This is a genomic window from Synechococcus sp. L2F (assembly GCF_024345695.1).
Lineage (GTDB): Bacteria > Cyanobacteriota > Cyanobacteriia > PCC-6307 > Cyanobiaceae > MW101C3.
On sequence record NZ_JAGQBP010000002.1, the window covers coordinates 64628 to 88611 of the forward strand.

Annotated in this window: 22 protein-coding genes; 10 read left to right on the plus strand and 12 right to left on the minus strand. The window is 69.0% G+C overall.

Going from position 1 to position 23984, the window contains the following annotated elements; genetic code table 11:
• Positions 1-30: 30 nt before the first annotated feature.
• The 3 genes from KBZ19_RS05320 to grxC form a co-directional block, all read right to left on the minus strand.
• Entirely contained in the window at positions 31-1047 is a 1017-nt protein-coding gene (locus tag KBZ19_RS05320; RefSeq protein ID WP_255100100.1) for a fatty acid desaturase, read from the minus strand.
• Positions 1048-1144: 97 nt separating this feature from the next.
• The gene (gshB, locus tag KBZ19_RS05325; protein WP_255100101.1) at positions 1145-2161 is read right to left on the minus strand and encodes a glutathione synthase; all 1017 of its coding nucleotides are present in this window, start codon (positions 2159-2161) and stop codon (positions 1145-1147) included.
• A gap of 3 nt (positions 2162-2164) precedes the next feature.
• Positions 2165-2455 (minus strand): glutaredoxin 3, encoded by a 291-nt coding sequence (grxC, locus tag KBZ19_RS05330; protein ID WP_094511805.1) that lies wholly within the window; start codon positions 2453-2455, stop codon positions 2165-2167.
• A 119-nt stretch (positions 2456-2574) separates the two neighbouring features.
• On the opposite strand from grxC, the gene prfB reads away from it, so the two are divergent.
• The 6 genes from prfB to KBZ19_RS05360 all read left to right on the plus strand — a co-directional run bounded on the left by prfB (position 2575) and on the right by KBZ19_RS05360 (position 6597).
• Positions 2575-3700, plus strand: a protein-coding gene (prfB, locus tag KBZ19_RS05335) for a peptide chain release factor 2 (RefSeq protein WP_255100102.1) whose coding sequence is annotated in 2 segments (ribosomal slippage) — positions 2575-2649 and positions 2651-3700 — 1125 coding nt in all. Because the reading frame shifts where the segments join, the coding sequence is not laid out codon by codon here.
• 17 nt (positions 3701-3717) lie between these two features.
• Complete coding sequence (locus KBZ19_RS05340; RefSeq protein ID WP_255100103.1) at positions 3718-3957, plus strand: DUF3285 domain-containing protein; 240 nt, start codon at positions 3718-3720, stop codon at positions 3955-3957.
• The gene (gene ybeY, locus KBZ19_RS05345) at positions 3954-4565 is read left to right on the plus strand and encodes an rRNA maturation RNase YbeY (RefSeq protein WP_255100104.1); all 612 of its coding nucleotides are present in this window, start codon (positions 3954-3956) and stop codon (positions 4563-4565) included. Before KBZ19_RS05340 ends, ybeY begins: the two co-directional genes overlap by 4 nt.
• Before the next feature lie 99 nt (positions 4566-4664).
• Positions 4665-5087, plus strand: coding sequence for a diacylglycerol kinase family protein (locus KBZ19_RS05350; protein WP_233132917.1), 423 nt, complete (start codon positions 4665-4667; stop codon positions 5085-5087).
• Positions 5088-5149: 62 nt separating this feature from the next.
• On the plus strand, positions 5150-5764 hold the full coding sequence (locus KBZ19_RS05355; RefSeq protein WP_094511813.1) for an aminodeoxychorismate/anthranilate synthase component II: 615 nt from the start codon (positions 5150-5152) through the stop codon (positions 5762-5764).
• Positions 5765-5829: 65 nt separating this feature from the next.
• Positions 5830-6597, plus strand: a complete 768-nt coding sequence (locus KBZ19_RS05360; RefSeq protein WP_399220102.1) for an MBL fold metallo-hydrolase — start codon at positions 5830-5832, stop codon at positions 6595-6597.
• Between the two features lie 35 nt (positions 6598-6632).
• Here KBZ19_RS05360 and KBZ19_RS05365 read toward each other — a convergent pair whose 3' ends face one another.
• Positions 6633-7472: a hypothetical protein gene (locus tag KBZ19_RS05365; protein WP_255100105.1), complete on the minus strand. Its 840-nt coding sequence runs from the start codon at positions 7470-7472 to the stop codon at positions 6633-6635.
• 102 nt (positions 7473-7574) lie between these two features.
• Between KBZ19_RS05365 and KBZ19_RS05370 the strand changes: the two genes are divergently transcribed.
• Positions 7575-8282 (plus strand): hypothetical protein, encoded by a 708-nt coding sequence (locus KBZ19_RS05370; RefSeq protein WP_255100106.1) that lies wholly within the window; start codon positions 7575-7577, stop codon positions 8280-8282.
• 12 nt (positions 8283-8294) lie between these two features.
• On the opposite strand, the gene KBZ19_RS05375 is transcribed toward KBZ19_RS05370, so the two are convergent.
• Entirely contained in the window at positions 8295-10184 is a 1890-nt protein-coding gene (locus KBZ19_RS05375; protein ID WP_255100107.1) for a glycosyltransferase, read from the minus strand.
• Between the two features lie 34 nt (positions 10185-10218).
• Between KBZ19_RS05375 and KBZ19_RS05380 the strand changes: the two genes are divergently transcribed.
• A complete protein-coding gene (locus KBZ19_RS05380) occupies positions 10219-11388 on the plus strand; it encodes a glycosyltransferase family 4 protein (RefSeq protein ID WP_255100108.1) in 1170 nt (389 codons plus the stop codon).
• Here KBZ19_RS05380 and KBZ19_RS05385 read toward each other — a convergent pair.
• The 6 genes from KBZ19_RS05385 to KBZ19_RS05410 all read right to left on the minus strand — a co-directional run bounded on the left by KBZ19_RS05385 (position 11382) and on the right by KBZ19_RS05410 (position 19237).
• Entirely contained in the window at positions 11382-12041 is a 660-nt protein-coding gene (locus tag KBZ19_RS05385; protein ID WP_255100109.1) for a tetratricopeptide repeat protein, read from the minus strand. The two genes, KBZ19_RS05380 and KBZ19_RS05385, sit on opposite strands and share 7 nt — an antisense overlap.
• Complete coding sequence (locus KBZ19_RS05390) at positions 12038-13264, minus strand: glycosyltransferase (RefSeq protein ID WP_255100110.1); 1227 nt, start codon at positions 13262-13264, stop codon at positions 12038-12040. The genes KBZ19_RS05385 and KBZ19_RS05390 overlap by 4 nt, the downstream gene beginning before the upstream one ends.
• A 2-nt stretch (positions 13265-13266) precedes the next feature.
• Positions 13267-14397 carry an HlyD family secretion protein gene (locus KBZ19_RS05395; RefSeq protein WP_255100111.1) on the minus strand — a complete coding sequence of 377 codons (1131 nt, stop codon included), beginning with the start codon at positions 14395-14397 and terminating at the stop codon, positions 13267-13269.
• Positions 14398-14505: 108 nt separating this feature from the next.
• Positions 14506-17469: an ATP-binding cassette domain-containing protein gene (locus KBZ19_RS05400; RefSeq protein ID WP_255100113.1), complete on the minus strand. Its 2964-nt coding sequence runs from the start codon at positions 17467-17469 to the stop codon at positions 14506-14508.
• Positions 17469-18260: a peptidylprolyl isomerase gene (locus KBZ19_RS05405; protein WP_094511830.1), complete on the minus strand. Its 792-nt coding sequence runs from the start codon at positions 18258-18260 to the stop codon at positions 17469-17471. Before KBZ19_RS05405 ends, KBZ19_RS05400 begins: the two co-directional genes overlap by 1 nt.
• Entirely contained in the window at positions 18257-19237 is a 981-nt protein-coding gene (locus KBZ19_RS05410) for a tetratricopeptide repeat protein (RefSeq protein WP_255100114.1), read from the minus strand. The genes KBZ19_RS05405 and KBZ19_RS05410 overlap by 4 nt, the downstream gene beginning before the upstream one ends.
• Before the next feature lie 50 nt (positions 19238-19287).
• On the opposite strand from KBZ19_RS05410, the gene KBZ19_RS05415 reads away from it, so the two are divergent.
• Complete coding sequence (locus KBZ19_RS05415; protein ID WP_255100115.1) at positions 19288-21825, plus strand: glycosyltransferase; 2538 nt, start codon at positions 19288-19290, stop codon at positions 21823-21825.
• On the plus strand, positions 21803-22903 hold the full coding sequence (locus KBZ19_RS05420; RefSeq protein WP_255100116.1) for a sulfotransferase: 1101 nt from the start codon (positions 21803-21805) through the stop codon (positions 22901-22903). The genes KBZ19_RS05415 and KBZ19_RS05420 overlap by 23 nt, the downstream gene beginning before the upstream one ends.
• A gap of 208 nt (positions 22904-23111) precedes the next feature.
• On the opposite strand, the gene KBZ19_RS05425 is transcribed toward KBZ19_RS05420, so the two are convergent.
• Positions 23112-23969, minus strand: coding sequence for a hypothetical protein (locus KBZ19_RS05425; protein ID WP_255100118.1), 858 nt, complete (start codon positions 23967-23969; stop codon positions 23112-23114).
• Positions 23970-23984: the final 15 nt, after the last annotated feature.

The following is a 23984-nucleotide window of genomic DNA, read 5'->3' on the forward strand; positions in this document are numbered from 1 at the left end:
CGCTTGCTGCCAGGGTTGTGAAGCACGGCATCACATCAGCAAGGCCAGTCCCTCGATGTAGTTGTCCACCTTGGGCAGCGGTGGCTTGCCATGGCTGAGCAGTGTCTTCTCTGCGATGGCCGTGGCCTCGGGTAGCCGGTCGTAGGGGATCGACGGGTAGGCGTGATGCAGCGAGTGATGCGGCAGGCCTCCCATCAGCACATTCACCAGCGGACCGGCGGCAATGTTGCGCGAGGTGTACAGCTGAGTGAGCTCATAGGTGGTATTGGCATGCCAGAGCCTGTGGTGCTCGATCATGCCGCGCACCTGCATCAGTCCGCCCACGAGGCGCTCCACCACCACCAGCATCAGGATCAGCTTGATCACCTCGCCCTGGCTGATTGCCCAGGCGAACATGCAGGTCTGCACCACCAGGATGCCGATCAGGTCGTTGACCATGCCGGCGACAAGGCGTGAATGGCTGTCACGCAGTTTCCAGCCGAACCAGAACATCGACACAATCAATTGCAGGCCGCCGAACACGAGCACGCTGATCCAGAACGGGTGCTGAAAGTGGAGACGCCGCAGCGCACCGGCCCTGGCCTCCTCCTCCTCGGACGGTTCCCGCCGCTCCGGGTCGCGCAGGTCCATCCCATTCATGCGGTGATGGAGCTGATGCAGATTGCGGTAAGTGCGATAGGGCCAGCCGATCGGCCAGCTCAGCGCGCAGCCCACGGCCTGTTCAATGTCACCGAGGTCAAGCAGGGTGGAGTGGCTGATGTCGTGGGTGCTGATCATCACAAAGGCGTAGAGCAGCGTGCTCGCCACGAGCCAGGGCAGGGCCAGAAGCAACCGGGGTTCCTGCCAGTACATCCACAGACAGGCGAGCGAAGGCACCAGCAGGGCGAACAGACGCAGCCAGCCGAGGCCTTGATTCACCTTGAACAAGGGCTGAACCAGGTCCTCGATGCCTTCGGTCATCAGGCGGTCAGCGCGACGCTGCTCCTTACTGAATCCGGTGTCCTGATTGGAATCGCTACCCGGGACCAGGCTGGCGTCGGACGTCATGGTTCCGGTCGCGAAGATGGACCCAGAGACTAAACCCGATCCACGAATCAGCAGCAACGGCTCCTCTGGTGGACGGGCCCTGGCGGATGGCCAGGCCTCAGACCTTCAGGAGCCGCTCCATGGTGAGATCGGCCACGGGCACACCGCCCAGCCGTTCGATCTCGCGGATGCCCGTGGGGCTGGTCACGTTGATCTCGCTCAGGCGGCCGTCGATCACATCGATGCCCACGAAGAACAGGCCTTCCGCCTGTAGCACCGGCGCCAGTTCGGAGCAGATGGCGGTTTCGGCGGCGGTGAGGGCCGTGGGTTCAGGGGCGCCGCCCACCGCCAGATTGCTGCGGAACTCGCCGGGCAGGGGCCGGCGGTTGATCGCCCCCAGCGGCTCGCCGTTCACCAGCAGGATGCGTTTGTCGCCGGCGGTGACGGCCGGCAGGAAGGCCTGCACCATCACCGGCAGTGTCTGCTGGTGGGTGACCAGCTCCAGCAGGGCACGCAGGCCCGGTGCGGCGGCGGCGGTGCGCACCACGCCCTGGCCGGCGCGTCCCCCCAGCGGCTTGAGCACCACCTCGTGGTGCAGGGCGGCGAAGGCGGCCAGCTGCTGGGCATCGGCACTCACCAGCGAGGGCGCCATCAGGTGGCTGAAGCGCAGCGCGCCGAGCTTCTCGTTCCAGGCCAGCAGGGCTGCGGGCCGGTTGAGCACGCGCACGCCCTGGTGCTCGGCCCGCTCCAGCAGCAGGGTGGCGTAGAGGAAGGCTTCATCGACGGGGGGATCCTTGCGCATCCACACCACCGGGAAGTCGCAGAGCGGCAACCAGAGCGGTTCCCCGGCGCTGAACCAGGGATCGGGCACCTGCCAGCCGTCACCGTCAGGGTGCATGGGGGCGAAGGTGACGGGGCGGGCGCGCACCAGCGGCGTGCAACCGGGGCCAGCGGCGCCGGCCCGCTCGCCTTCCACGGCCAGCTCGGCGATGGTGCAGACCCACACTTCCTGGCCGGCCCGCTGGGCGGCCTGCATCAGGGCGACGCTGGAATCCTTAGCCGGCCGCAGCCGCTCGATGGGGTCGACGACGAAGAGCTGGGAAGCGGGCGCCGGGGTGCGTGCTGTGGCCCCCACCCCTCAGGCTCCCTGCAGCAGGGGATCGAGGCGACCGGTGCGTTCGAGGGCATGGAGCTCGTCGCAGCCGCCGATGCCCCGATCGGCGATGAAGATCTGGGGCAGGCTGGTGCGGCCATCGGCGCGGTCAGCCATGGCGGCGCGGGCCGCGTCATCGCCATCGATGCCGTATTCGGTGTAGGCGACCCCTTTGCGATCCAGCAGCGCCTTGGCGCGCATGCAGAACGGGCAGAACCGCCAGGTGTAGATCTCCACGCTGGGGCTGGCGGAGGAGGGAGCGGGGGATGCCGCCATCAGGCTGGACCGGTGCTTTGGCTGGATCCTAGGAGCGGCCCCGGTCGGGGAGCGCCGACGCGGGCGTGGCAAGCAGGCGCGGCTGATACGGTCGAATCCACCACGCCCCAGACCCGCCGGTGCTCGATCTCACCGATTTCAAGCGCGATCTCTCCGAGCTCACTGACCGCCTGGGCCATGCCCAGGACTGTCTTTGACGTACCGGCCCTGAACGCCCGCCAGCAGGACCTCGAGCAGCTGGCTTCTCAGCCCGGCTTCTGGGACGACCAGCAGCAGGCCCAGAAACAGATGCGCCAGCTCGATGAGGTGAAGGCGCAGCTGGAGCAACTGCAGCACTGGCAGGCGGCGATCGACGATGCCCGCGCCACGCTGGAGCTCTACGACCTGGAACCCGACGAGGAACTGCTGGGCGAGGCCAACGGCGGCCTGCAGCAGCTCAAGGGCGCCCTCGACCGCTGGGAACTGGAGCGGCTGCTGAGCGGCCCCTACGACAAGGAAGGCGCCGTGATCTCGATCAACGCCGGCGCCGGCGGCACCGATGCCCAGGACTGGGCGCTGATGCTGATGCGCATGTACACCCGCTGGGCCGAAGACCACGGCATGAAGGTGTCGGTGGACGAACTCTCGGAAGGGGAGGAGGCGGGGATCAAGAGCTGCACGATCGAGATCGACGGCCGCTACGCCTACGGCTACCTGCGCAACGAGAAAGGCACCCACCGGCTGGTGCGGATCTCGCCGTTCAACGCCAACGACAAGCGCCAGACCAGCTTCGCGGGGGTGGAGGTGATGCCGAAGCTCGACGAAGACGTGAAGCTCGACATCCCCGACAAGGATCTGGAGGTGACCACCTCCCGCTCGGGCGGCGCCGGCGGCCAGAACGTGAACAAGGTGGAAACGGCGGTGCGCATCCTGCACATCCCCACCGGCCTGGCGGTGCGCTGCACCCAGGAGCGCTCCCAGCTCCAGAACAAGGAGAAGGCGATGGCGCTGCTGATGGCCAAGCTGCTGGTGATCGCCCAGGAGCAGCGGGCGTCGGAGATCGCCGACATCCGCGGCGACATCGTGGAGGCGGCCTGGGGCAACCAGATCCGCAACTACGTGTTTCACCCATACCAGATGGTGAAGGATCTGCGCACTGCCGTGGAAACCACCGACGTGCAGGGGGTGATGGATGGCGATCTCGATCCCTTCATCCAGGCGTTGCTGCGCCAGGGTGTGGAGATCGCCGCCGATGAGGCCGCCTGAGCCCCGTTGATCCCCTGATGGCCGATCCCCAGATGCCTGAGAGCAGCCCCCCGGACGCCCCGGGCACAACCCCTGCCACTGCCACCACAACCGCCGCCGCCCCGGCGGTACCGCCGCCGAGCTTCGTGAAGCTGGCGATGCGCAACATGGTGCGCAAGGGGCGTCAGAGCCTGCTGCACTTCGGGCTCACCGCCGTGGGGCTCAGCTCCCTGCTGCTGCTGCTGGCCTGGTTCGGCCGCCCCACCCTGCCGCAATGACGCTGCCAGCCGCCCACGGCAACCTGCCGCTCCTGCCCGACCTCGACCTGGCCTTCTCCAGCGACGACGACCTGCCGGACGAGCTGCTGGCCGCCGCCGGGGATCTGGCCGATCCGCTGGCGGGGGCCGATCTCTGGCACGGGGCTCTGAGCGTGTGGCTGGCGCAGCTGCAGGGCGAACTGCCGCCCGAGCTGGCCGCGTCCTCCTACAGCCTCGGGCTCACCCTGGTGAACGATGCGGCGATGGCGGAGCTGAACGCCGACTGGCGCCAGAAGGAGGGCCCCACCGATGTGCTGGCCTTCGCGGCCCAGGAGGAGGCGCCACCGCTGCCGACCGGCGACGACGACGAGGACAGCGAGCCGCTCGAGCTCGGCGACATCGTGATCTCCGTGGAGACGGCCGCGCGGCAGGCCGAGGCGGCGGGCCAGAGCCTGGCGCGGGAGCTCACCTGGCTGGCCAGCCACGGCCTGCTGCACCTGCTGGGCTGGGACCACCCCGACGACGCCCGCCTGGAGGCCATGCTCGCCCGTCAGGACCAGCTGCTGGAGGGCATCGCTGCGGCGGCGCCAGCAGAAAGCGGCGACGCCGGCCCGGTGTGCGAGCCGTGACCGGCAGGGGGAGCGTGCCAGTCAAACCAGCGGTAAGGTTCGACGCAGGCCCGAGTTGCGGCGCCCATGACCACGCTGCTGCCACGCTCCACCGAACCGATGGCGAGTGAAGCTCCTCGCCGGGGGCGCGGCCGCCGGGGCGGAGCCTGGAGGGTGGCCGGCGATCTGCCGCTGAGCCTGCGCTACGCGATGCAGGGGCTGGGCTACGGCTTCGTCAGCCAGCGCAACTTCCGCATCCATGTGATCACCGGCGCGGTGGTGTTCGGCCTGGGGCTATGGCTGCAGCTGAGCCTGGATCGCCTGGCAGTGCTGGTGCTCACGGTGGCGGCGGTGCTGGTGCTGGAACTGCTGAATACGGCGATCGAATCGGTGGTGGATCTGGCGATCGGGCGCCGCTTCCACCCGCTGGCCAAGATCGCCAAGGATTGCGCCGCCGCCGCCGTGCTGGTGGCCGCCCTGGCTGCCGTGCTGATCGCGGCGCTGCTGCTGGTGCCGGCCCTGCTCCTGCGGCTGGGGCTTTGAGCCGCCCAAACCGCCGCTCCCTGGCGCGGGTGGGTTGAATGGCGGCAGGTCCGGCAGCCGGGATGCTTCTCGTTCTCGACAACTACGACAGCTTCACCTTCAACCTGGTGCAGTACCTGGGCGAGCTGGCGGCGCAGCACCCGCTGGCGGCCGAGCTGCGGGTGGAGCGCAACGACGCGCTCACGCTGGAGCAGATCCGCCAGCTGGAGCCTGCCGCGATCCTGATCTCGCCGGGCCCCGGTGATCCGGATCAGGCGGGCGTGTGCCTGGAGGTGCTGGCGGCGCTGGGGCCGACAGTGCCGATCCTGGGGGTGTGCCTCGGGCACCAGTGCCTGGCCCAGGTGTACGGCGGCAAGGTGGTGCGCGCCCATGAGCTGATGCACGGCAAAACCTCACCGGTGCTGCATACAGAGGTGGGGGTGTTCGAGGGGTTGCCCAACCCGCTCACGGCCACCCGCTATCACAGCCTGATCGCTGAGCGTGAGAGCCTGCCCGACTGCCTGGAGATCACCGCGTGGCTGGAAGACGGCACGATCATGGGCCTGCGGCACCGGCAGTACCGCCACGTGCAGGGGGTGCAGTTTCACCCGGAGAGCGTGCTCACCCAGAGCGGCCATCAGCTGCTGGCCAACTTCCTGCGGCAGGCCGCCAGCACGACGAGCGGAACCAGCCGGTAGGGCTCGCCCCGGCAGCGCTGCTAGGTTCCGCCAAGATCCGGCGCCATCGGGGCGCGAAGCAGCCCATGGCGTCCGACTCCCCGGCACCGGCCCCGTCCCGGCGCCGCCTGCTTGCCCAGCTGCTGGTGGGGGGCTTGGCCCTGGCGATGCCCTTGGCCCTGGCGATGCCGCTGGCCGGCCATGCCGCCGGTGGGGTGAGCATCACCAGCTACGGGCACAGCGCCCTGCTGATCCGCGGCGGTGGCGCCACGGTGCTGCTGAATCCGTTCAAGGCGGTGGGCTGCGCCGCCGGGCTGCCGGAACCGAGGGTGAGCGCCGACGTGATCCTGGCCAGCAGCCGCCTGCTGGATGAAGGGGCGCCGGTGGCCACCGGTCGCTTCCTGGTCAGCCCAGGCTCCTACCGGGTGGCGGGGCTGCGCATCGAAGGCTTCGCCGCCCCCCACGACCGCCTCGGCGGCCGCCGCTTCGGCATGGCCACGCTGTGGCGCTGGAAGCAGGGAGGACTGGAGATCGCCCACCTCGGCGGCACGGCCGCACCGCTGAAACCGGAAGACCGCGTGCTGCTCGGCAAGCCCGATGTGCTGATCATCGGTGTGGGCGGCGGCGCCAAGGTGTACACAGGCGCCGAAGCCGCTGAAGTGGTGCGCGAACTGCAACCACGCCGCGTGATCCCGGTGCAATACGTGAGCGGCACCACCCCCGCCAGTTGCGACCAGGGCAGCGTGAAGCCCTTCCTTGATGCCATGCCCGGCACCCCCGTGCAGCGCCCGGGCCGCACGGTGACCCTGGGGGCGCCCCTGAGCGACGCCACGCAGATTCTGGTGTTGCGCTGAAGACGGGCGGCCTGCTGAACAGCGAGCCTTAGGCCTCAGCCATGGAGCCCATGACCACCGGGTGCTGCGGAACTGCTGACTCCGATCAGGCGCCGAGCCCGCTCCAGCAGCTGCGGAAGTTGTTCCGCCAGCGTTGCTGTCCGCTCATGGTTGGCCAGGAAGTGGTCGAGTTCACGCTCCATCTGCAGCAGATAGCCCTGCAGCAATCCCACATGCTCCTTTTCCAGGTCAAGGGAGCGTTCAAGCTGTTCACAACGCTCCTCCAGCTGGCGCTGTCCTGCGCTCGCCTTCAACCCCTGGCCTTCCAGCGCTGACAGGATCCGGGCCAATGGCATTGGTCGGCGCCAGTCGACACCCTCGGCGTGGCCGCTGGCATCGGCCCATTGCTGGGCGTCAAGCCAAGCCTTCAGAAGGCTCGGGCGGGCCTCCAGCAGTGCACGCGTGGCCAGTTCCATGGCGCCGCTCGACACCCCGCTCGCCAGGATCCCGCGGCGTTGCCCAGTGGCCAGCTCTGGCAGTTCTGCGGCCAACAGCGCTGCCCCATCGCCACAGATGTTGATCAACTGGATCCGTTCCCGCCAGCGCCGCTTCAGTGCCGCCGATCTGGAGAGATCTGTCTGCCATTGATCAAGTGCGGCCTCCAGCTCCTGGGGAGCGTCAGAGCGCATCACCACGTCCGCCAGTCCGTCCGCCAGTTCCCCGTAGCAGATCCAGATGCGTGTGGACTCCCCCACTGCCGCAGGTTCCTGACAGGCAAGCTCCTGCAGCGAAGGAGCCCCAGCCGCCTGGCTGTACATCAGTCCGCTGCCGGGCAGGCCATACAGCCAGAGGGCGCCATGGCCGTCGTAGGAGCTGGTCTGGGGCGATAAACCCATGGATTGGTGGCCATCGCCGATCCCGTGGCTCCATCCTGCCGCCCTTGCCTCACGGCTGCCCGGCCAGCTCTTTGGTGGTTGGCTGCTGGCCAAGGCCAGACAATGGGAGCACACCACCAGGGGCTCGCCTTGCGGAGGGAAACACTGCTGGAGAGTCTGCGCCGGTTCCCCGGTGATGCCGGGATGATTCAGCGGCTGGGGCAAGAGCTTGAGGCCAGCGGCGATTGGCCATTGATGGTTGAGGCGCTTCAGCCCCAGCTCCAGCACGTGAAGGCCGGCACACCGCTGGAAGCGCAGATCACTTACCTGCTGGCGAAGGCCTCCCTGGAACTTGGCGATGAGCGGCGCGCCCTGGCGCTGATTGGTCGCTCCCTGCTCGGACGCCCGGATTTCGCCTTCAGCCACCACATCAAGGGTCGGGCGCTCGCCCGGCTGCAGCGCTGCGCCGAAGCGATTGCCGCGCAGCAGCGCTGTGTGGAGCTGGCTCCCACGTTTTGCTGGGGTTGGTTTGAGCTCGGTTGCCAGCTGCGGCACCAAGGCGATCTTGAGCACGCCATGGGCAGCCTTCGCCGCGCCCTGGCTCTGCAGCCTGCTGAGAATCAGCACCACCACCGCCTCATTGAACGGGCGCTGGGCGAGGTGGAAGCCGAGTTCGCCCAGCGGGAACGCCAGGAAGCGGCCTTGTCGCTCTGGCCGGATCGTGCGCTGGTGCCACAGGGACAACGGCTCCCATCACTGGACGAAATCGAGCTGCAACTGGAGCAGTTCCGCCTGTTTCTCCATCGCCACGAAGCCCAGCGAAGCCGCTGAACCGGCAGCACGTCAGTCCCAGCCGGGGATCTGCAGTTCGCGGGGGCGGCCATCGTGGTGCAGTGCACTGCTCGCGGCCGGCCAGCACAGGCCTGGGCCGGCCATGGCTGCGGGCCAGCGTTGCCGCAGACCGGTGAGGCCGGCATGGCGGGCCACACGGTCGTCGCCGCGGCTGTGGCGGCTGCTCCCCTCGGCATGAACAAGCACCGCCTCCGGGGTGAGCACATGCCGCAGGCCGAAGGCTCCAAGCCGCAAGCAGAAGTCCACATCGTTGCCTTCCACCGGCAAGGCTGGATCGAATCCACCCGCCTCAAGAAACAGCGGCCGCCTCACCATCAGGCAAGCGCCGGTGAGGGCGGGCCAGGTGGTGAGAAAGGAACTGCGGGAGCGGTGCACGTGATGGTCTGGCGGAAGATCGCGGTAGGGGTGGGCACAGCCATCCCTGCCCAGCCCCGGCAGCACCCCGGCGTGCTGCAGGCGCCCTGCAGGCGTGAGCAGCAGGGCGCCTGCGCAGCCCACCACGGGGCGCAGCGCCTGGGCCGCCAGGCTTTCGAGCCAGCCGGAGTGGTGCCCACGGCGCTGCAGAGGGTGCACGTCGTTGTTGAGAAACAGCAGCAGATCTCCACGGGCGGCGCGGGCTGCCCCGTTGTTGAGCAGGCTCCAGTTGAACGGGCCATCGCCATCCAGCCAACCGGCGCGCAGACCTGGCCGCTCCTGCCATCGGCGCTGCAGCTCGGCGCTGGCCTGCTGGCGTGAACCGTTGTCGACCACCCACACCTCAAGGCGCAGCCGGAGCGTCTGCGCCCGGTCAACCCCATCGAGGCAAGCCGCCAGCAGATCGGGGCGATCGCGGCTCGGCACGATCACGCTCACCAGCGGTGGCGAGCTAGGCAGGGCCCAGGTGAAACGGAAACCGGCCGCCCCGCCAGGCTGTGCTGATCCCGGCGGCTCCACCGTGTGGGGCGTGACGGCCGTGACCGCCTCACCCAGCTCGCGCAGGTGGCGGTGCAGCAGGTTGGAGCGAGCGATCGCCGGCCTGGCGGAGGGCTGGCCGCCTGCGGCAGCACGGCAGTGCACCAGGATCCGCGGCAGGGCAACCAGGCGCGGCTGGCAGGCGAGGGCCTGCAACTGCCAGGCGAACAGGGCGTCGGGTGCGGCAGGCGGTGGTGACAGGCCGGCCTGCTGCAGCCAGTCGAGCCGCCACACGCTCAGCCCATCCAGCCAGGGGGTGCTCCAGAAGCTCTCCGGCTGCCAACCCGGCTTGAACCAGGGCCCAAAACGCTCGCCGGTTGGGCTGATCAGGTCTTCGTCGGCGTAGAGGCCATCGGGGAGCCGTTCACCAGCGTCCTGCCGGCGCTTCAGTTCGGCCGCCACCCAGCCCAGAGCCCCCGCCCGCAGCTGGGCACCAGCACCGACGCAGACCTGCCAACCGGGCAGCGGATCAGCCGGCTCGAGGGGGGGCAAGGGCGGCTCCAGGTGCCGGCGCCAGTAGCGATAAGCGGCGGGGCCCAGCCCATCGGCGAGGGTCTCGCCGTCGAGAGCGGCGAGGCCCTCCAGCCGTTGCCGGCGGCGAGCGATCCAGGGCTGGTGCGGCAGGACTGTCGCGGCCGCGGCCATGGCCCCGGCGGCAGCCGGCCAGTCGTTCTGCTCCTCCAGCAGTTCCGCCAGAGCGAAGGCATTCCAGCCGAGGCCTGGATCGCAGCGGGTGCTCTCTCGCTGCAGGCGGATGGCCTCCGGGCGCCGCCCCTGGCGCGCTCGCAGGCGGCCCAGCAGATGCAGGGCTGCGGCATGGCGCGGTTGCAGCGCCAGGCATTCCCACAGTGCAGCTTCCGCCTCAGCCCAGTGCTCCCGCTCGAGAGCCTGCTCGCCGAGGGAATACCAGTGCTGCGGTGTGGAAGCCAAGGGGAGGCCACACTGGATGGGTTGCCACAGCTCAGTGTCGCCCCTGGTTGTGAATCTGTGGGGCCATCTCGGCGGTGGGTTCGGCCTGGGCGAGGGTGCGCTGTGCACGGCGCGAGCCCTGCGTGCCGCCGGGCTCACGGTGCAGCTGCGCCACCTGCCCCTGGCGACCCATGCCGATGGAGCTGAGGGTGCCGCCGCGGGGCCAGCCGCCGCCGCTGCGATCGATCTGGTGCACACCAACCCCAATGTGCTGCGGCAGACCGATGGCCTGGCGGAGCGGTTGCAGCTGGAGGCACCGCTGCGGATCGGCTTCTGGGCCTGGGAGCTGGAGGCCTTCCCCGACGGCTGGGAGGTGGGCTTCTCAGGCCTCGATCAGCTGTGGTGCCCTTCGCCCTTCTGCGCTACCGCCCTTGGTCAGCGCAGCCCGGTGCCGGTCACGGCGTTGCCGCATCTGATCGATTGGCAACGCGCCGACCGGCTGGCGCAGTTGCGCGCCGGTCGCAGTGGCGGTGGGGAGCCCTTCACCGTGCTCTATGCCTTCGATTTCTGGAGCACCCGCGGCCGCAAGAATCCCGACGGCGTGATCGAGGCCTTCCTCGCAGCCTTCCCGGCAGGCGGTGCGCTGGAGGCGCGGCTGGTGCTCAAACTCGCCAGTGCCAGCCAGTTTCCGGAGGCCACCGCCCAACTGGTCGAGCGCTGCGCCGGCGATTCCCGCCTGCAGCTGATCACCAACCACCTGTCTGCGGGCGCCTTTGATGCGCTCTACGCGCAAGCCGACGTGGTGCTCAGCCTGCATCGGGCCGAAGGGTTCGGACTGCTGTTGGCCGAAGCCATGGCCGCTGGCATCCCGACGGTGGCCAGTGGCTATGGCGGCAATCTCTGCTTCATGCCCCCGGGAAGTGCGGTGCTGGTGCCCTGCCGCCGGGTGGCGATCCAACGCAGTGAGGGCGACTACCGGGCCGGTTGGTGCTGGGGCGAACCGGATCTGGAGGTGGCGGCGACGGCCCTGCGGCGGCTGGCCGAGCATCCGGACCAAGCGGCCCAGCTGGGCACGGCGGGGCGGCGGGCGGTGCGGCAGGCCCTCGATCCAGCGGCCCTCGCCGCCGTGGTGGCCGAACGGATCGGCTGCCTGCTGCGCTGGGGGGGCCGGGCCGAACTGGTGAAGGCCCTGCCCCCCGATCACCCGCTGCGCCGGCTTCAGTGACCCTCGGGCTGCGGCAGGGGCGACTGCAACCGTTCGAGCCGCTGCCGCAGGGGAGCTGACCAGGGGGTATCGATGGCCTGCAGAAGCTGCATGGCGCTGTCGAGGTCCAGGCAGCTGAGGCGCCGCATGCAGACCAGGGCCCGCACCGTCTGATCGGCGGCGCCATTGGCGCAGAGCCACTCCGCCAGTTCGGGGGCCAAGCCGGAGCTGGCGGCGGCGCAGGCGCCCTCCTGCCAGCCGGGTTGCTGCTGGCTCGCCAATTGCTGCAGACGCTGCAGCGCCCGCGCCGGATCGAGGGGCACCAGCACCTCCAGCAGGTTGCGCACGGTGAGGGGGCTGTCGCTGCCCCAGGTGAGAGCCTGCTCGTAGGCCTCGGCCGCGGCCGTCAGGCGCTGCCGGCCGCGATGGGCGTCGCCGAGCTTGTGGGGCGTCCAGAAGCTGCGGCTGCCGGCGGCCAGGGCCCGCTCCAGGGCAGCTTCGCAGGCATCGAAGCGCCCTTGCATCAGCAGCACGTAGCCGAGCAGGTCGAGCAGATCAGGCGCCTCGGGGGTGAGCAACAGCAGCCGCTGCAGGGCCCCTTCGGCCACGGGCCAGTCGGCCTCGGCCAGGGCGCGCCGCAGCAGCTCCGTCCATGACGCCGACGGGGTGCTCATGGTGAGGGGAGCTCCTGGCCACGGGCCACCGCATCGAGCAGCTCGATCTGGGCGCTGACGCAACGGCGGTGATCGAAGTGGGCGGCCACATGACGGCGGGCACCGAGCCGCAGCGCAGCGGCAGCAGCGGGCTGCTCCAGCAGGGGCACGAGCAGGTCGAGCAGGGCGTGCGGATCGTCGGCGGGCAGCAGCCGGCCGTTCACCCCCTCCAGCACCAGCCCCTCCACGCCGGCATCATGGCTGGCCAGAACGGGAGCGCCGCAGGCCATCGCCTCCAGCAGGCTCCAACTGGGCACGTAGGGGCGGCTGAGGTAGACGTGCAAGCGGCTGATCTGGAACAGGCGCCTGAGCTGGGAACGGGGCAGCAGGCCGGGGGTGTGCAGGCGGCTGCGGTCGATGCTGTCGCCGAGGCGAGCCAGCAGATGGGCCAACCAGCTCTCGCTGCCGGGGGGGGCGGCTCCATAGCAACCGCGGTCGCAGGCACCGGCCAGCACCACCTGCAGGCGGGGCAGGCGACGTTGCAGGGCCGGCAGCACGGCCAGCAAACGATCGAGGCCCCGCAGGGGTTCGAGGCTGCGGGCCGCAAAGCTGAGCACCATCGCTTCGGGGCCGAGGTTGACGCCGCCGGGGAGCTGGAGGCGGGCGAGCGGATCGGGTGCACAGGCCTGCAGGTCCACGCCTTCGTGGATCACCCGGAGGCGGGGGTGCAGCCAGGAGGGATAGCTGTCGCGCTGGAAGCGGCTGGCCGTGAGCCCCACCGCCATGCGGCGGATGGCCAGGGCATCAGCCCACTGCTGCAGCTGCCGCCGGCCGGGCGAGGCCGCCCCGCCCCACACCTGGGGGGAACTGAGGTCGAGTTCGAGCAGGGCCACCAGGGGAGCAGCGGGGAAGAGGTCGTCGAGCAGGAGCGCATCGCCCCAGAAACAATGCGCGAGCACCACATCGGGCCGCCATCCCGATGCGGCCAAGGGCGTGAGGCAGTCCACCACCCGGCGTGCCTGGTGCCAGGGAGCCAGCAGGCGCCGCTCGGGATCGCCATGGCGCAGATCGTTGTGCACGTTGCCGCCCGTGGCGAGCCAGCGCAGACGGCCAGCCAGGGCCGGATAGCTGCCCGTTCGGCGTCCCACCGCCACCACGTCGTCGCCGCGGTTCACCAGGGCGGGCGCCAGATGCTGGAACTGACCAGGAAAATTCTGGTGCAGCAGCAGCACCCGCAGCGCCAACGTCAGCGGATGGTGCGCAGGGCGCGTGCACCGCCGGCAAAGCTGGAAAACAAGAGTTCGAGAATGCTGACTTTGTCGAGTTTGAGGTGGGCGGTGAGGGCCATGCCGGCCTGAAGCGAATAGCGCTGGCCATCGGCTTCGAGGTATTGGCGGCTGAGCTGCAGCTTTGCTGGAAAGCGTGGGGTTTGCACGGGGCTGTTTTCGGCGGGCGGCAGCGCATCGGTACCGATGGAGACGACCTCGGCGGGCAACCAGCCGTAGCGGTCACGCGGGTAGGCGGAAAACTCAACTTCGGCTCTCTGGCCGGGGCGCACGAAGGCAAGGTCGGCATCGGGCAGGTCGACCTCGGCCCGGAGGTTGTCGCTGGGCACCAGCTTGAGCAGGGGTTCGGTGCCACGGGCCACCAACCCGGGCTTGGCCTGGAGATCGAGCACCGTGCCGTCGAGCGGCGCCTTGAGCACCGTCTGGCGGAGACGGTTGCGGGTGGCCACCAGACTGGAGCGCGTTGAAGCGAGCTCACCGGCCAGCAGGGCTTCCTTCTGTGCCGATTCGGCCTGGAGCCTGGTGATCTCGGCGCGGGTGGAGCGAATGCTGGATTCCAGTTCCACCCGGCTCTTTTCAGTGTCGAGCACGTTGAGCTGGCCGTATCCGCCCTCTTGAGCCAGGGGCCGCAGGCGGGCGAGCTGTTCGTTGGTAATGGTGAGCTGCTCCTGGGCGCCGGCCAAGCGGGCATTGGCCTCGCCGATCGCGGCCTCCAGCCGCTGCAGCTCGGCGATGGCGTTGGCCTGAAGGGATCCCTGCCGGTCAACCAACGAGGCCGATTCAGCCGTGAGGGTTTCAGGATCGAGCACCACCAGGGGCTGGCCCGCCCGCACCAGCTGGTTTTCCTTCACCAGCACCTTGCTCACCACCCCCTGCTCCGTGGAGGCCACATCCTGGGTGGAGCGCAGCGTTTTGAGGCGGCCTGGCACGGTGACAACCCGGTCAACCTTGATGAACACCGCACTGGCCACCAGAGCCAGCACCAGCACGGAGAGGGCCGAGCCGATCGCCACGGGCATCCAGGAGGCCGGCCGGCTTTCGAGGCGGATGTCTTCGCTGGAAAAGCCGGTGTCTTCGATGGAGCCCAGCATCCGGTTGTGAGACCGGACGGGGGCGGTGGGCCGCAGCCTGCCAAGCAAGGAGCGGGATGGCGCGGCGGGGGGCTTGTTGGGCTGCATGGCGGGGGGCGCGGGTTGGGTTCAGGCCTGGCTGCCCTGGTTGGAATCGAAGGGAATCCCCACCTGCTGGTAATAGAGGGTGGCGTAGGAGCCAGCGAGGCGCATCAGGTCGTCGTGGCGGCCATCCTCAATGATCTGGCCCCTGTCCATGAAAAGGATGCGGTCGGCCTCGCCCAGGGTAGTGAGCCTGTGAGTGATGAACAGCACGGTGGTGCCTTGGAACCGTTGCCGCAGCCTGGCGAACACCTGCCGCTCGGTCTCGGCGTCAAGGGCGGAGGTGGCCTCATCGAGGATCAGCAGCGTGGGGTTCTGCAGCACCATGCGGGCCAGGCAGAGCCGCTGGCGCTGGCCACCGCTCACGCCGGCGCCACGCTCGCCCAGCCGGGTGGCATAGCCATTCGGCAGGGCGCAAATGAACTCATGGGCGGCGGCAACGTTCGCGGCGGCAACCACAGCCTCCATGTCGGCATCCGGGCTGTTGAGGCAGAGGTTTTCGAGCACGGTGCCCTCGAACAGCAGGCCGTCCTGGGGCACGTAGCCCACCTGGGTGCGCAGGCTGGCGAGCTGAACCTTGCCCACATCCATGCCATCGAGAAACACCTTGCCCTGCTGGGGCAGGTAGAGGCGATCAATCAGCTGCACCAGGGTGCTCTTGCCGCTGCCGCTGAGGCCCACGATGCCCACGAACTGGCCCGCCTTCACGCTCAGATCAAGGCCATCGAGCAGGTAGGGGGTGCGGGTGCCGTAGCGGAACGACACCTGCTCAAAGCGGAGGTCGCCACGCAGGGGAGGCAGCGGTTGCTGCTGCTGGTCTTCAGGGCCGGCCTCCGGCATGCTCTCCATCACTTCGCTGATCGCGGCCAGGGAGATCTGCAACTCCTGAATGCCCTGCCAGAGCCCACCAAGCCGCACCAACGAGCTCACCAACCGACTGGAGAGGATGCGGATCGCGAAGAGGGCACCAAGGCTGAGGTTATTGGCCAGGATCATCACGACCGCCACACCCATCAGCACAACATCGGCGACGTTGCCGACGGTTTTGCCTGCCTGATTGAGCAGGGTGGAGAGGCGCGTGAGCCGGTAGCGGGCATTGGTGTAGCGGCGGTAGCGATCAAGCCAGCGCCAGCGGGCCTCCACCTCGAAGTTCTGGCTCTTCACGGTGCGCATGCCCGAGAGCAGCTCCACCAGATAGGAGTTGGCCGACGCCATGTAGCGGTTGCTGATCTTGAGGTTGCGGCTGATCAGCGGGCTGCCGATCAGATTGAGGCCGATCATCACGGGCACCACCGCCAGGGTGATGTAGGTGATGGTGGGGCTGATGAAAAAGAGAATCACCAACACGATCAGGCCGAGCACCAGGTCGAGGCCAACGCCGAGCACCTGATCCACCACGAAACGGCGGATCGAATACAGCTGGTTCACGTTGTAGAGGATGGCGCCCACCTGGCGGCTCTCGAAATAAGGCAATGGCAGGCGCAGCAGATGCTCCACCACCGACGATCCCAGGCGAACATCGACCCGATCGGAGAGATCGGCGGTGACCAGGGCCCGCACGCCGCCGATCACGGCGTTCACCAGCGTGGCGGTGACGAGGACAAAGAGGATGGGCCCCAGCAATGTGGGATTGTTGCGGCCGATCACCACATCGATCAGCAGCAACACGCTGAGCGGCAGCACCATGTCGAGCACCTGGTAAACCAGGCCCGAGAACACCACCATGGTGAGCATGCCGGGATAGCGGGAAAAGGCACTGAGGAACCAGCCCAGGCCAGCCTTTTCCACCACATCACGGCCGGCCCTGCCCTCGCGCACCACAAGCACATCAAGGCCTTCGGGGCAGCGCTTCTCCAGCTCGGCCAGGCTGAGCCGCACCGGCCCGCGGCGGGGATCACCGATCAGCACGCCGCTGCCGCGGCCGGCCAGCAGCAGCAACACGAACTGGCCGTCGAAATCCATCACCGCCGGGGGCTCCAGCCGGGCCAGCTCCCAGGCGCGCGCCCGCAGCGGCCGGGTATCGAAGCCGAGGGCTTCCAGCTGCAGCCCCACCTGCGGCAAGCGCAGGGCACCGAGCCGTGCTTCCACATCGCGCAGATTGCGCATCAGCTGCTCGTTGGACAGCACCACCTGCCGCGCCTGGCAGAGCTGCTGGATGCAGAGGAAGGCTTGCTCCACCCGATCAGCAGAGGGATTGGTGGCACCGCGGGCGTCGCCGCCCAGCGGACGGGTGTCCACGAAGCCCAGCTCAAGGGGATCGACGGGCAGCATTGGCGCCCGGTTGGTCAGGGGGACCAGGGCGGAACTGCCCTCCTGGGGCAACTGGGCGTTGAGGGCCGCTTCCGGGATGGCCACCACCCGGGGCGGCAGCTGGTTCACCGCGCCGCGCCAGCCTTCCGAATCCGATTGGAGCCGATCCCCTGGCAGCAGCCCGGCCGGCTGGCGCGGCCCGCTGTACAGCACCAGGTGACCAGGGGGGAGCTGGTCGTTGGGGCCGAGCAGCAGGGCCTCACCCAGCAACTGCTCCAGCCGCGTCTGCGGCCGCTCGGGCCGCAGGCCCCGGGCCTGCCACCACACCTCCATCAGGCTGGCGAGCTCTTCGAGCGACGGCCGGCCGGCAACGGCCTGGCGCAGGAGCGGCTCCTGCTGCAGCAGCCGGACAGCCAGGGCCGCCGGCAGCACCAGCAGGGCACAGGGCTGAGAGGCCACCAAGCCCAGTTCCGGCTCACCGCGCCACAGGGAGGTCCAGCCGAGCCAACTGCCAGGGCCCACCAGACCGAGGCTGGTGGGTGGCTCCCCCAGCCGCACCTGCAGCCGCCGCAGCCGCCCCTCCACGAGCAGCGCGGCGCCGGGGGGCAACTGACCGGCCCGCTGGAAGGGCTGGCCCACCCCCAGCTGAAGCATGGAGGCTTCGGCCGCCATCCGGTTGATCAGGTCGTCAGGCAGGTCGGCGAGGAGTGCCGAGTTGCGCAGAAGCTGGTCAAAACGCATCAGGGCTGGTCCTCCAGGGAAGGGGAAAACTGCATCAGCCGCTCACGCAGCTTCTTGAGTTGATCGCGCTGCCAGCGGCTGCGGCATTCCTCCAGGAGCTGGGCCCGGAGGCGGTCGTCGAGCTGAGCGGGTTTGAGCGATTCCACCCGGATCAGATGCACCACTCCGCCGATATCGAGCGGCGGAATCAGTTCGCCGGGTTTGTAGCGGCGTACCACCCGCATCAACAGCGGATTGAGCCGGTTCACCGGCAACGGACCCACCACCCCACGCCGCAGCCGATCGGCTTCGTCGGCGTGGCGCTCCACCACCTCATGAAAGGAGCATTCCCCGTCTTGCAGCTGAAAGAAGAGCTCAGTGGCCAGGTCGGGGTCGCGCACGCGCACCAGGGTGAGCACCACTTCATCAAGCTGACCGCGGCGCTTCAGGAAGAGGCCAGGCACCTCCTGGCTCCAGATCCACTGGCTGGCACGGGCCACCCGGGTGTCGAAGCTGGCCAGGGCTTCCAGCTCTTCCAGCGAAAGCCCGCGGGCCTCGCGCCAGGTCTGCAGGGCGTCGAGGTTGTCGAGGCCACAACGGCGGGCGTAGCCGAGCAGCAAGGCTTCGTCGTCGTCCTCGGCCTCGGGATCCGCCTGCAGCGGCAGGGGGGCAGCGGCCAACTCCTCAAGCAGACGCCGCTGGCACCAGGCGCTGAGCAGTTCATGCCGGGCCAGGAACCGCACGGTGGCCTGATCCGGCAGAGGGAGTGTGTTGCCGAGATCCTGCAGCTGGGGCGGCAGCAGGGTGTTCATGGGCTACCGGTGCCGGCGGCGAGCTCCCGATACACCAGGGCCGCCTGCTGATAATCACCACGCCGTTCGAGCAACTCGGCCAGGCGGCGGTTGAGGTCGGGCTCGCGCAGGCGGGTGCGGAGGTGCTGAAGCAGGTCGATAGCCGCCGTGTCGTCGCCCATCTCCTCGAGATGCTTGGCCGCCACCACGAGTTTGTCGGGCTGGAGGTGATCGGGCTTGATGCGAAAGATGCGCAGGACCAACTGGGCGGCATCGATCGGGCGGCCGAGCTGGGTTTGGGCCACGGCCAGGTTGGTGAGGGCCGCCAACGACTCGGGCGATCCGGGGCGCGTGTGCTGAAGGGAGCTTTCCAGCAGCGGCACCGCCTCCTCGATCCGGCCGGTTTTCAGCAGCACGCCGCCCAGATTCACCAGGCTGCGGAAATGGTTGCCGTCGTATTTGAGCGCTTCACGGAAGGCGCGCTCCGCCTCCGCCGGCTGATTTTTCAGCAGGTGGCACATGCCCAGCAGGCTGAAGGAATCAGCACCACGGCCTCCCGCCACAATCAGCTGGCGCACTTCCTGCTCCACCTCGGCGGCGTTGGCGCTGCTGAGCTTCTGGCGCAGGGCCGCGAGGGGGTTGGGCGTGGCGGGAGCAGGAGGCTGGCCTGGACGTTGCGGCAGGCCCGGCATGGGCTGGCCGGAGGTGCGATCCGGCAGGGCGAGCTGGGTGTAACCGGCAAGCTGGGCTGCCGCAGGCCCGGCCAACACCCGCAACATCACATAGGCCTGCCGGTAGTGGGAAACGGCGAGATCAGGCCGCCCTTGGTCGTTGAGCTCTTCGGCGTAGCGAAACTGCAGCTCCGGGGAGGCGGGACCAGCGCTGGCCGGCGCATGGGGGGGTGGGGCAGGAGGCTGATCCAGGGAGAATGAACCGCTGGGGCCGGCAGAGCTTTTCTCCCCGCCGAGCATGCGGATCAAGGCCGTACGCAAACCCATCAGCCAGCCTCAGCCTGCATTTGCTTCGCCATATGTTGCCACGCGTTTCCGTGATCCTTCCGTTCCGCGATGCGGAACGGTGGCTCCCGGCCTGCCTGGCGTCGCTGCGGGGCCAGGAGCTGGCCGACTGGGAACTGGTGGCGGTGGATGACGGCAGCACGGATCACTCGGCCGCCTTGATCGCCGCGTGGTCGCACGGAGGTGTGCAGCCGGTGCGGCTGATCCGCCTAGCGACCGGGCGAGGCGTGGCCTCGGCCCGCAACATCGGCTGGGCCAATGCACAGGCGCCCCTGGTGGCCTTCCTCGATGCCGACGACATCGCCCTGCCTGCCCGGCTCAGCCACCAGGCGGCTCGTTTCGAGGCCGACCCCGGTTTGCAGCACCTGCTGTGCGGTTGGCGGCGCCTGGATGCTGCCGGCCAGCCCCTTCATGACGTGTGCCCCTGGCAGGAGGGAGCTGGCTGCGAGCTGGAGGCGGCCTTTGAGCACAAAGCCGTTCTGCCGAGCGCCTGGATGCTGCGGCGCTCGCTGCTGGCCAGCAGCGGCGGCTTTGATCCCGGGCTGCGGCACGCGGAGGATGTGGACCTGCTGTTGCGGCTGGCCGCCGATGGCCAGCGCGGCGCCTGGCTGGAGGAAGTGCTCTGCGGCTATCGGGTGCATGGCGGCGCGGCCAGCCGGCAGGCGGCCGATCAGGCCCGTGCGCTCCTGTGGGTGATGAACCGGCGCCTGGAGGCCCTGCCTGCGGCCCATCCGCTGCGGGCCCGGCGCACGGCGCTGCTGTTTGGAACCCGCGCCTGGGCGGGCTGGCACGCCTGGCAGGAACAACACCCTGAGCTGGCCCTGGAGCTGTGGCGCACCGCCTGGGGCAGCCGCCCGCACGGAGCCGCCCACACCTGGCTGCACCTGGCCGAAAACGCGGGACGCAGCTGCGCGCGCATCGGCCGCCAGATCAGTGCTGAGCAGTGGCTGAGTGATCCCACCTGGCGCGCCCTGGAAGCGCTGGTGCTGGAGGATCTCGCCCACTCCGGCCGCGGCCGTACAGGCCGCCGGCTGCAGGCCCTGGCCAGCCAGCTGAGGGCTGAATTGCAGGACAGCGACCCGCTTTGGCGGCCGGAAGCACTGACCCGCTGGTGGCAGACCCTGCCCGCCGGCTCTGACCCGTTGGCCAGCCTGCGGCTCCGGGTGCTGGCCTGGTGCGAGGCGTTGCTGCAGCCGCAGTCCAGCGCGGCCGAGCTGGCGGAGGAGCTGGCGGAGCTGCTGCGCTGCTGGGCCCTGATCAGCTGGCCGGAAAATGCCGAAACGGCGCGTCAGCGGTTGCAGGAGGTGTTTGAGCTGCAACCCGGCGGCGAACTGGCCCGGGCCATCGCGCGGCTGGCAGCCCCCCGCTACCCGTGGGGTGCGGCGGCGCTGGAGCAGCTGGCGGCCCACCTGCCCCCCCAGCCCAGCGATGGCGCGGATGCCGCCCGCTTCGGGGGCCTGGCGGCGCCAGCACCGGGCGGGGCCTGCCGCGGCACCGACTGCCTCCCCTGTGCCCAGACCCTGCAGGAGCAGGGGTGGCGGGAGGAACGCTTCCAACTGCATGAGCTCCACCACGGCCGCGCCTGGTTGCGCCCACCCAGCAGCAACCCCTGGGGCACCACCCACGGACTCGGTGTGGCCGATGGCGCGGGCGAGCTGCTGCCGCAGCTGTGTCGCCGCTATCCCCAGCCCTGGCCCACCTGCCCCAACCCTCCCACCAGCACCGAGCCGCCGCCGGCCGGAGCGCCGCTGGTGGTGGCCGGCACGGTGCTGGCCGTGGCGGACCTCTCCGCCGAGATCCACTACCACTGGCTGCTTGACAGCCTGCCGCGCCTGGGCCTGGCGCTCACTGGCGCGGAGGGGTGGCCGGCCGCCTGGCACCTCTGGCACAACGGCGGCAGCAGCGAGCGGGTGCGCCGCTGCCTGGTGGACGACCTCGGCATTCCGCCCGAGCGGCTGATCGATGCGCGTGAACACCCCCACCTGCAGGCAGAGCGGCTGTTGGTGCCCGCTGCGCTGCATCCATTGGGTTGGCCGTCACGGCGGGCCCGCGCCTGGCTGCGCCACCGCTACCTACGACCTGAGCAGCGGGGACCCCGGCGTGGGGCAGGCCGGCGGCTGTGGCTGGTGCGCGGCCCGTCGGGCCGGCGACCGGTGTTCGGGGAGGCGGAGCTGCTGGCGCACCTGGAGCAGGAGGGGTTGGCGCTGGAGCCCACGGTGCTGGAAGGGCTGCCGCTGGCAGATCAGGCGGCCCTGATCGCCGACGCCGAACTGCTGGTGCTCGCCCATGGAGCAGCGTTGGCGGGCTTGGCCTTTGCACGACCGGGCACCCAGGTGCTGGAGCTGCATCAGCCGCGCTACGCCCCTCCCTACGGCCATGCCCTGGCGGCAGCGGGCGCCCTGAAGCTGGTGCACTGCCTGCAGCCCGCTACCCCACCCAGGCTGTACAGCCAGCTGCTGTTCGAGGCGCCGATCACAGAGCCGATCCTGCTCGATCCCGTGCGTGTGGCGGCTGCCCTGCGACGGATCCAGCAGGACGCAGCGGCAGATGATCTGGGGCAGCCTGCCTAATCTCGCCACCATGCTGCTGGCCAAAACGAAAGGACTCCAACAGGCGGCGGCGGCACGGATGGAGGGCCGACCCGAGGCCGCGGCTGCCGCCTACCTGCAGGTGCTGGCGCTGGATCCGGCGGACGCCAGCAGCCTACGGGGCCTGTATTACCTGCAGATCGACGCCTCCGCCCGTCAGGAGCTGTTGCCCCAGCTGCGCCAGCTGATCGAGGCGGCACCCCCCCACTCCCTTGGCTTGTCGCTGTTGGCCCATTGGCTGCGGGACGACGACCCGGAAGCGGCGATGGCCCTGAACCGCCGGGCCGCCCGCCTGGGCCTGCCGGCCTGGCGCCTGGCAGCGGGAACAGACGGTGGGCTGCCGGAGGTGCTGATCCTCGGCGCTCCCAAGAGCGGCACCACCTCCCTGGCGGCCTACCTGGCCGGTCATCCGCGGGTGTGGCTGCATCCGCTCAAGGAACTGCACTTCTTCGACAACCACTGGCAACGGGGCGAGGCCTGGTACCGGGCCCAGTTTCCGGCGCTGCGCAGCCCGGGGCTGCTGCGGCTGGAGGCCACACCTGACTATCTACAGAACCCGGAAACGCCGCAACGGATGCGCGCCCTGATGCCGGAAGCGCGGCTGATCGTGCTGCTGCGCGAACCACTGGATCGGGCACTCAGCTGGCTGCGCCATATGCACAGCCTGATCGGCCTCTCGGGTGATGCCGGAGCCCTGCTGGCGGATGAAGCCGACCGGCTGGAGGCGATGGGAAGGGCGGAACGGGCAGCGATGGGCTGGTTTCGGCCCAATGCGCTGAGCGGCAGCCTCTACGCCGAACAGCTACGCCGTTGGCAAGCGGTATGGCCGGCGTCTCAACTGCTGGTGCTGCGTTTCGAAGACCTGGCCCTCCACCCCGAGCGGGTGCTGCACCGCTGCCTGGCCTTCCTCGATCTGGAGCGCGAGGGCCTGCCGGCAGGCCGCAGCTATCCGGCGCACAACGTGGGTGTGGCACCCAGCCAGCCGATCGATCCGGCGCTGGCGCGCCGCTGCCGGGAAGGAGTGCTGGCAGAAGCGCTTGAGCTGTGGACAGCGTTGTGAGTGGGACGCAGGGCACGCAGCAGCAATGGCTGGGTTTCCCTCGCGCTGGAACGAGGAGCTGCAGCAGAGACAACTGTGACCTGAAACTGAGCGTTACCAGCCTGGACTGCCAGCGCCAATCTCCATCTCTGCACCAAGAGAGACCCTCTCTGGAGAAGCTGCCAGAACGATCTTCACTGCAGAGCTTCCAGCCAGATCGCTGATCACCTCATTCGCCACGATCATCATAAACGGTGTAACGCTCCAGCAATTGCTCCAGCAGTGGGTAGTCTGCGTGCAGCCACATCAGAAGTGATGGGAAATACTTTTTAATCAATGAAACGCGGCCATGGTGATGCACACCAAATCCATTGGTCACGTAGCTCTGATTCTCCATCCAATGGAAGAGGTTTTGATTCAGGCGGCTGTCAAGCACCGTTGCCTCGGTGAGCCGAGAGGCTGGAGAGAGGCTGGCCATGGCCAGCGGCAAGGCGATCTGATCCAGATAGGGCCAGCGTTCGGGCACCCAGGGCATTGCATTGATCGCCAGGCAGATCCTCTCCCACTCCGCCCCGAGGGCAGCGGCATTGGGGGCATGCACCAGCCCGGCGTTGAACCAGGGCGGGCTGGCTTCGCCACTGCCACAGAGCACCTGGAACGAGGGAGGCAGGAGGTTGAAGTGGGCGTAGAGGCGCTCCCAGGGGAAGTCGTGCCGACCGTGCTCAGGCGTTGCTGAAGGCACCGTGCGGCCGATCAGATAAGCGGCTGGAATCGAGCGCAGGAAGAACAGGTCTGAATCACACAGCAGCACCGGGCGAGACCCGAAGGCCGCCAGCGCCCTCACTTTGTTGAGGATTCGGTAGCCCTTGCCCTCCACCTGCAGATCCCCGAAGGTGAAGGGCACCAGATCCACATCCAGAGCCTCCAGAGTGCCTTCCGGCAAGCCGAGATTGAACGGAACATCCGAAGGCACAGCGAAAGAGAAGTGCGCCTCTGGAAAGGATTTCCTGGCGATAATCGCGGCGACCATGCAGCCGAGCGAGAGCCGCTCGCCATCCGCCACCATCAGCACATCGATCTGCGCCACTCGAGTGCAATCAAG

Coding starts and splice junctions, on each gene's coding strand:
- KBZ19_RS05320 (WP_255100100.1), bottom strand. CDS start 1,047: ATGACGTCCGACGCCAGCCTGGTCCCGGGTAGCGATTCCAATCAGGAC.
- grxC (WP_094511805.1), bottom strand. CDS start 2,455: ATGGCGGCATCCCCCGCTCCCTCCTCCGCCAGCCCCAGCGTGGAGATC.
- KBZ19_RS05340 (WP_255100103.1), top strand. CDS start 3,718: ATGGCCGATCCCCAGATGCCTGAGAGCAGCCCCCCGGACGCCCCGGGC.
- ybeY (WP_255100104.1), top strand. CDS start 3,954: ATGACGCTGCCAGCCGCCCACGGCAACCTGCCGCTCCTGCCCGACCTC.
- KBZ19_RS05350 (WP_233132917.1), top strand. CDS start 4,665: ATGGCGAGTGAAGCTCCTCGCCGGGGGCGCGGCCGCCGGGGCGGAGCC.
- KBZ19_RS05355 (WP_094511813.1), top strand. CDS start 5,150: ATGCTTCTCGTTCTCGACAACTACGACAGCTTCACCTTCAACCTGGTG.
- KBZ19_RS05360 (WP_399220102.1), top strand. CDS start 5,830: ATGGCGTCCGACTCCCCGGCACCGGCCCCGTCCCGGCGCCGCCTGCTT.
- KBZ19_RS05365 (WP_255100105.1), bottom strand. CDS start 7,472: ATGGGTTTATCGCCCCAGACCAGCTCCTACGACGGCCATGGCGCCCTC.
- KBZ19_RS05370 (WP_255100106.1), top strand. CDS start 7,575: ATGGGAGCACACCACCAGGGGCTCGCCTTGCGGAGGGAAACACTGCTG.
- KBZ19_RS05385 (WP_255100109.1), bottom strand. CDS start 12,041: ATGAGCACCCCGTCGGCGTCATGGACGGAGCTGCTGCGGCGCGCCCTG.
- KBZ19_RS05395 (WP_255100111.1), bottom strand. CDS start 14,397: ATGCTGGGCTCCATCGAAGACACCGGCTTTTCCAGCGAAGACATCCGC.
- KBZ19_RS05400 (WP_255100113.1), bottom strand. CDS start 17,469: ATGCGTTTTGACCAGCTTCTGCGCAACTCGGCACTCCTCGCCGACCTG.
- KBZ19_RS05405 (WP_094511830.1), bottom strand. CDS start 18,260: ATGAACACCCTGCTGCCGCCCCAGCTGCAGGATCTCGGCAACACACTC.
- KBZ19_RS05410 (WP_255100114.1), bottom strand. CDS start 19,237: ATGGGTTTGCGTACGGCCTTGATCCGCATGCTCGGCGGGGAGAAAAGC.
- KBZ19_RS05420 (WP_255100116.1), top strand. CDS start 21,803: ATGATCTGGGGCAGCCTGCCTAATCTCGCCACCATGCTGCTGGCCAAA.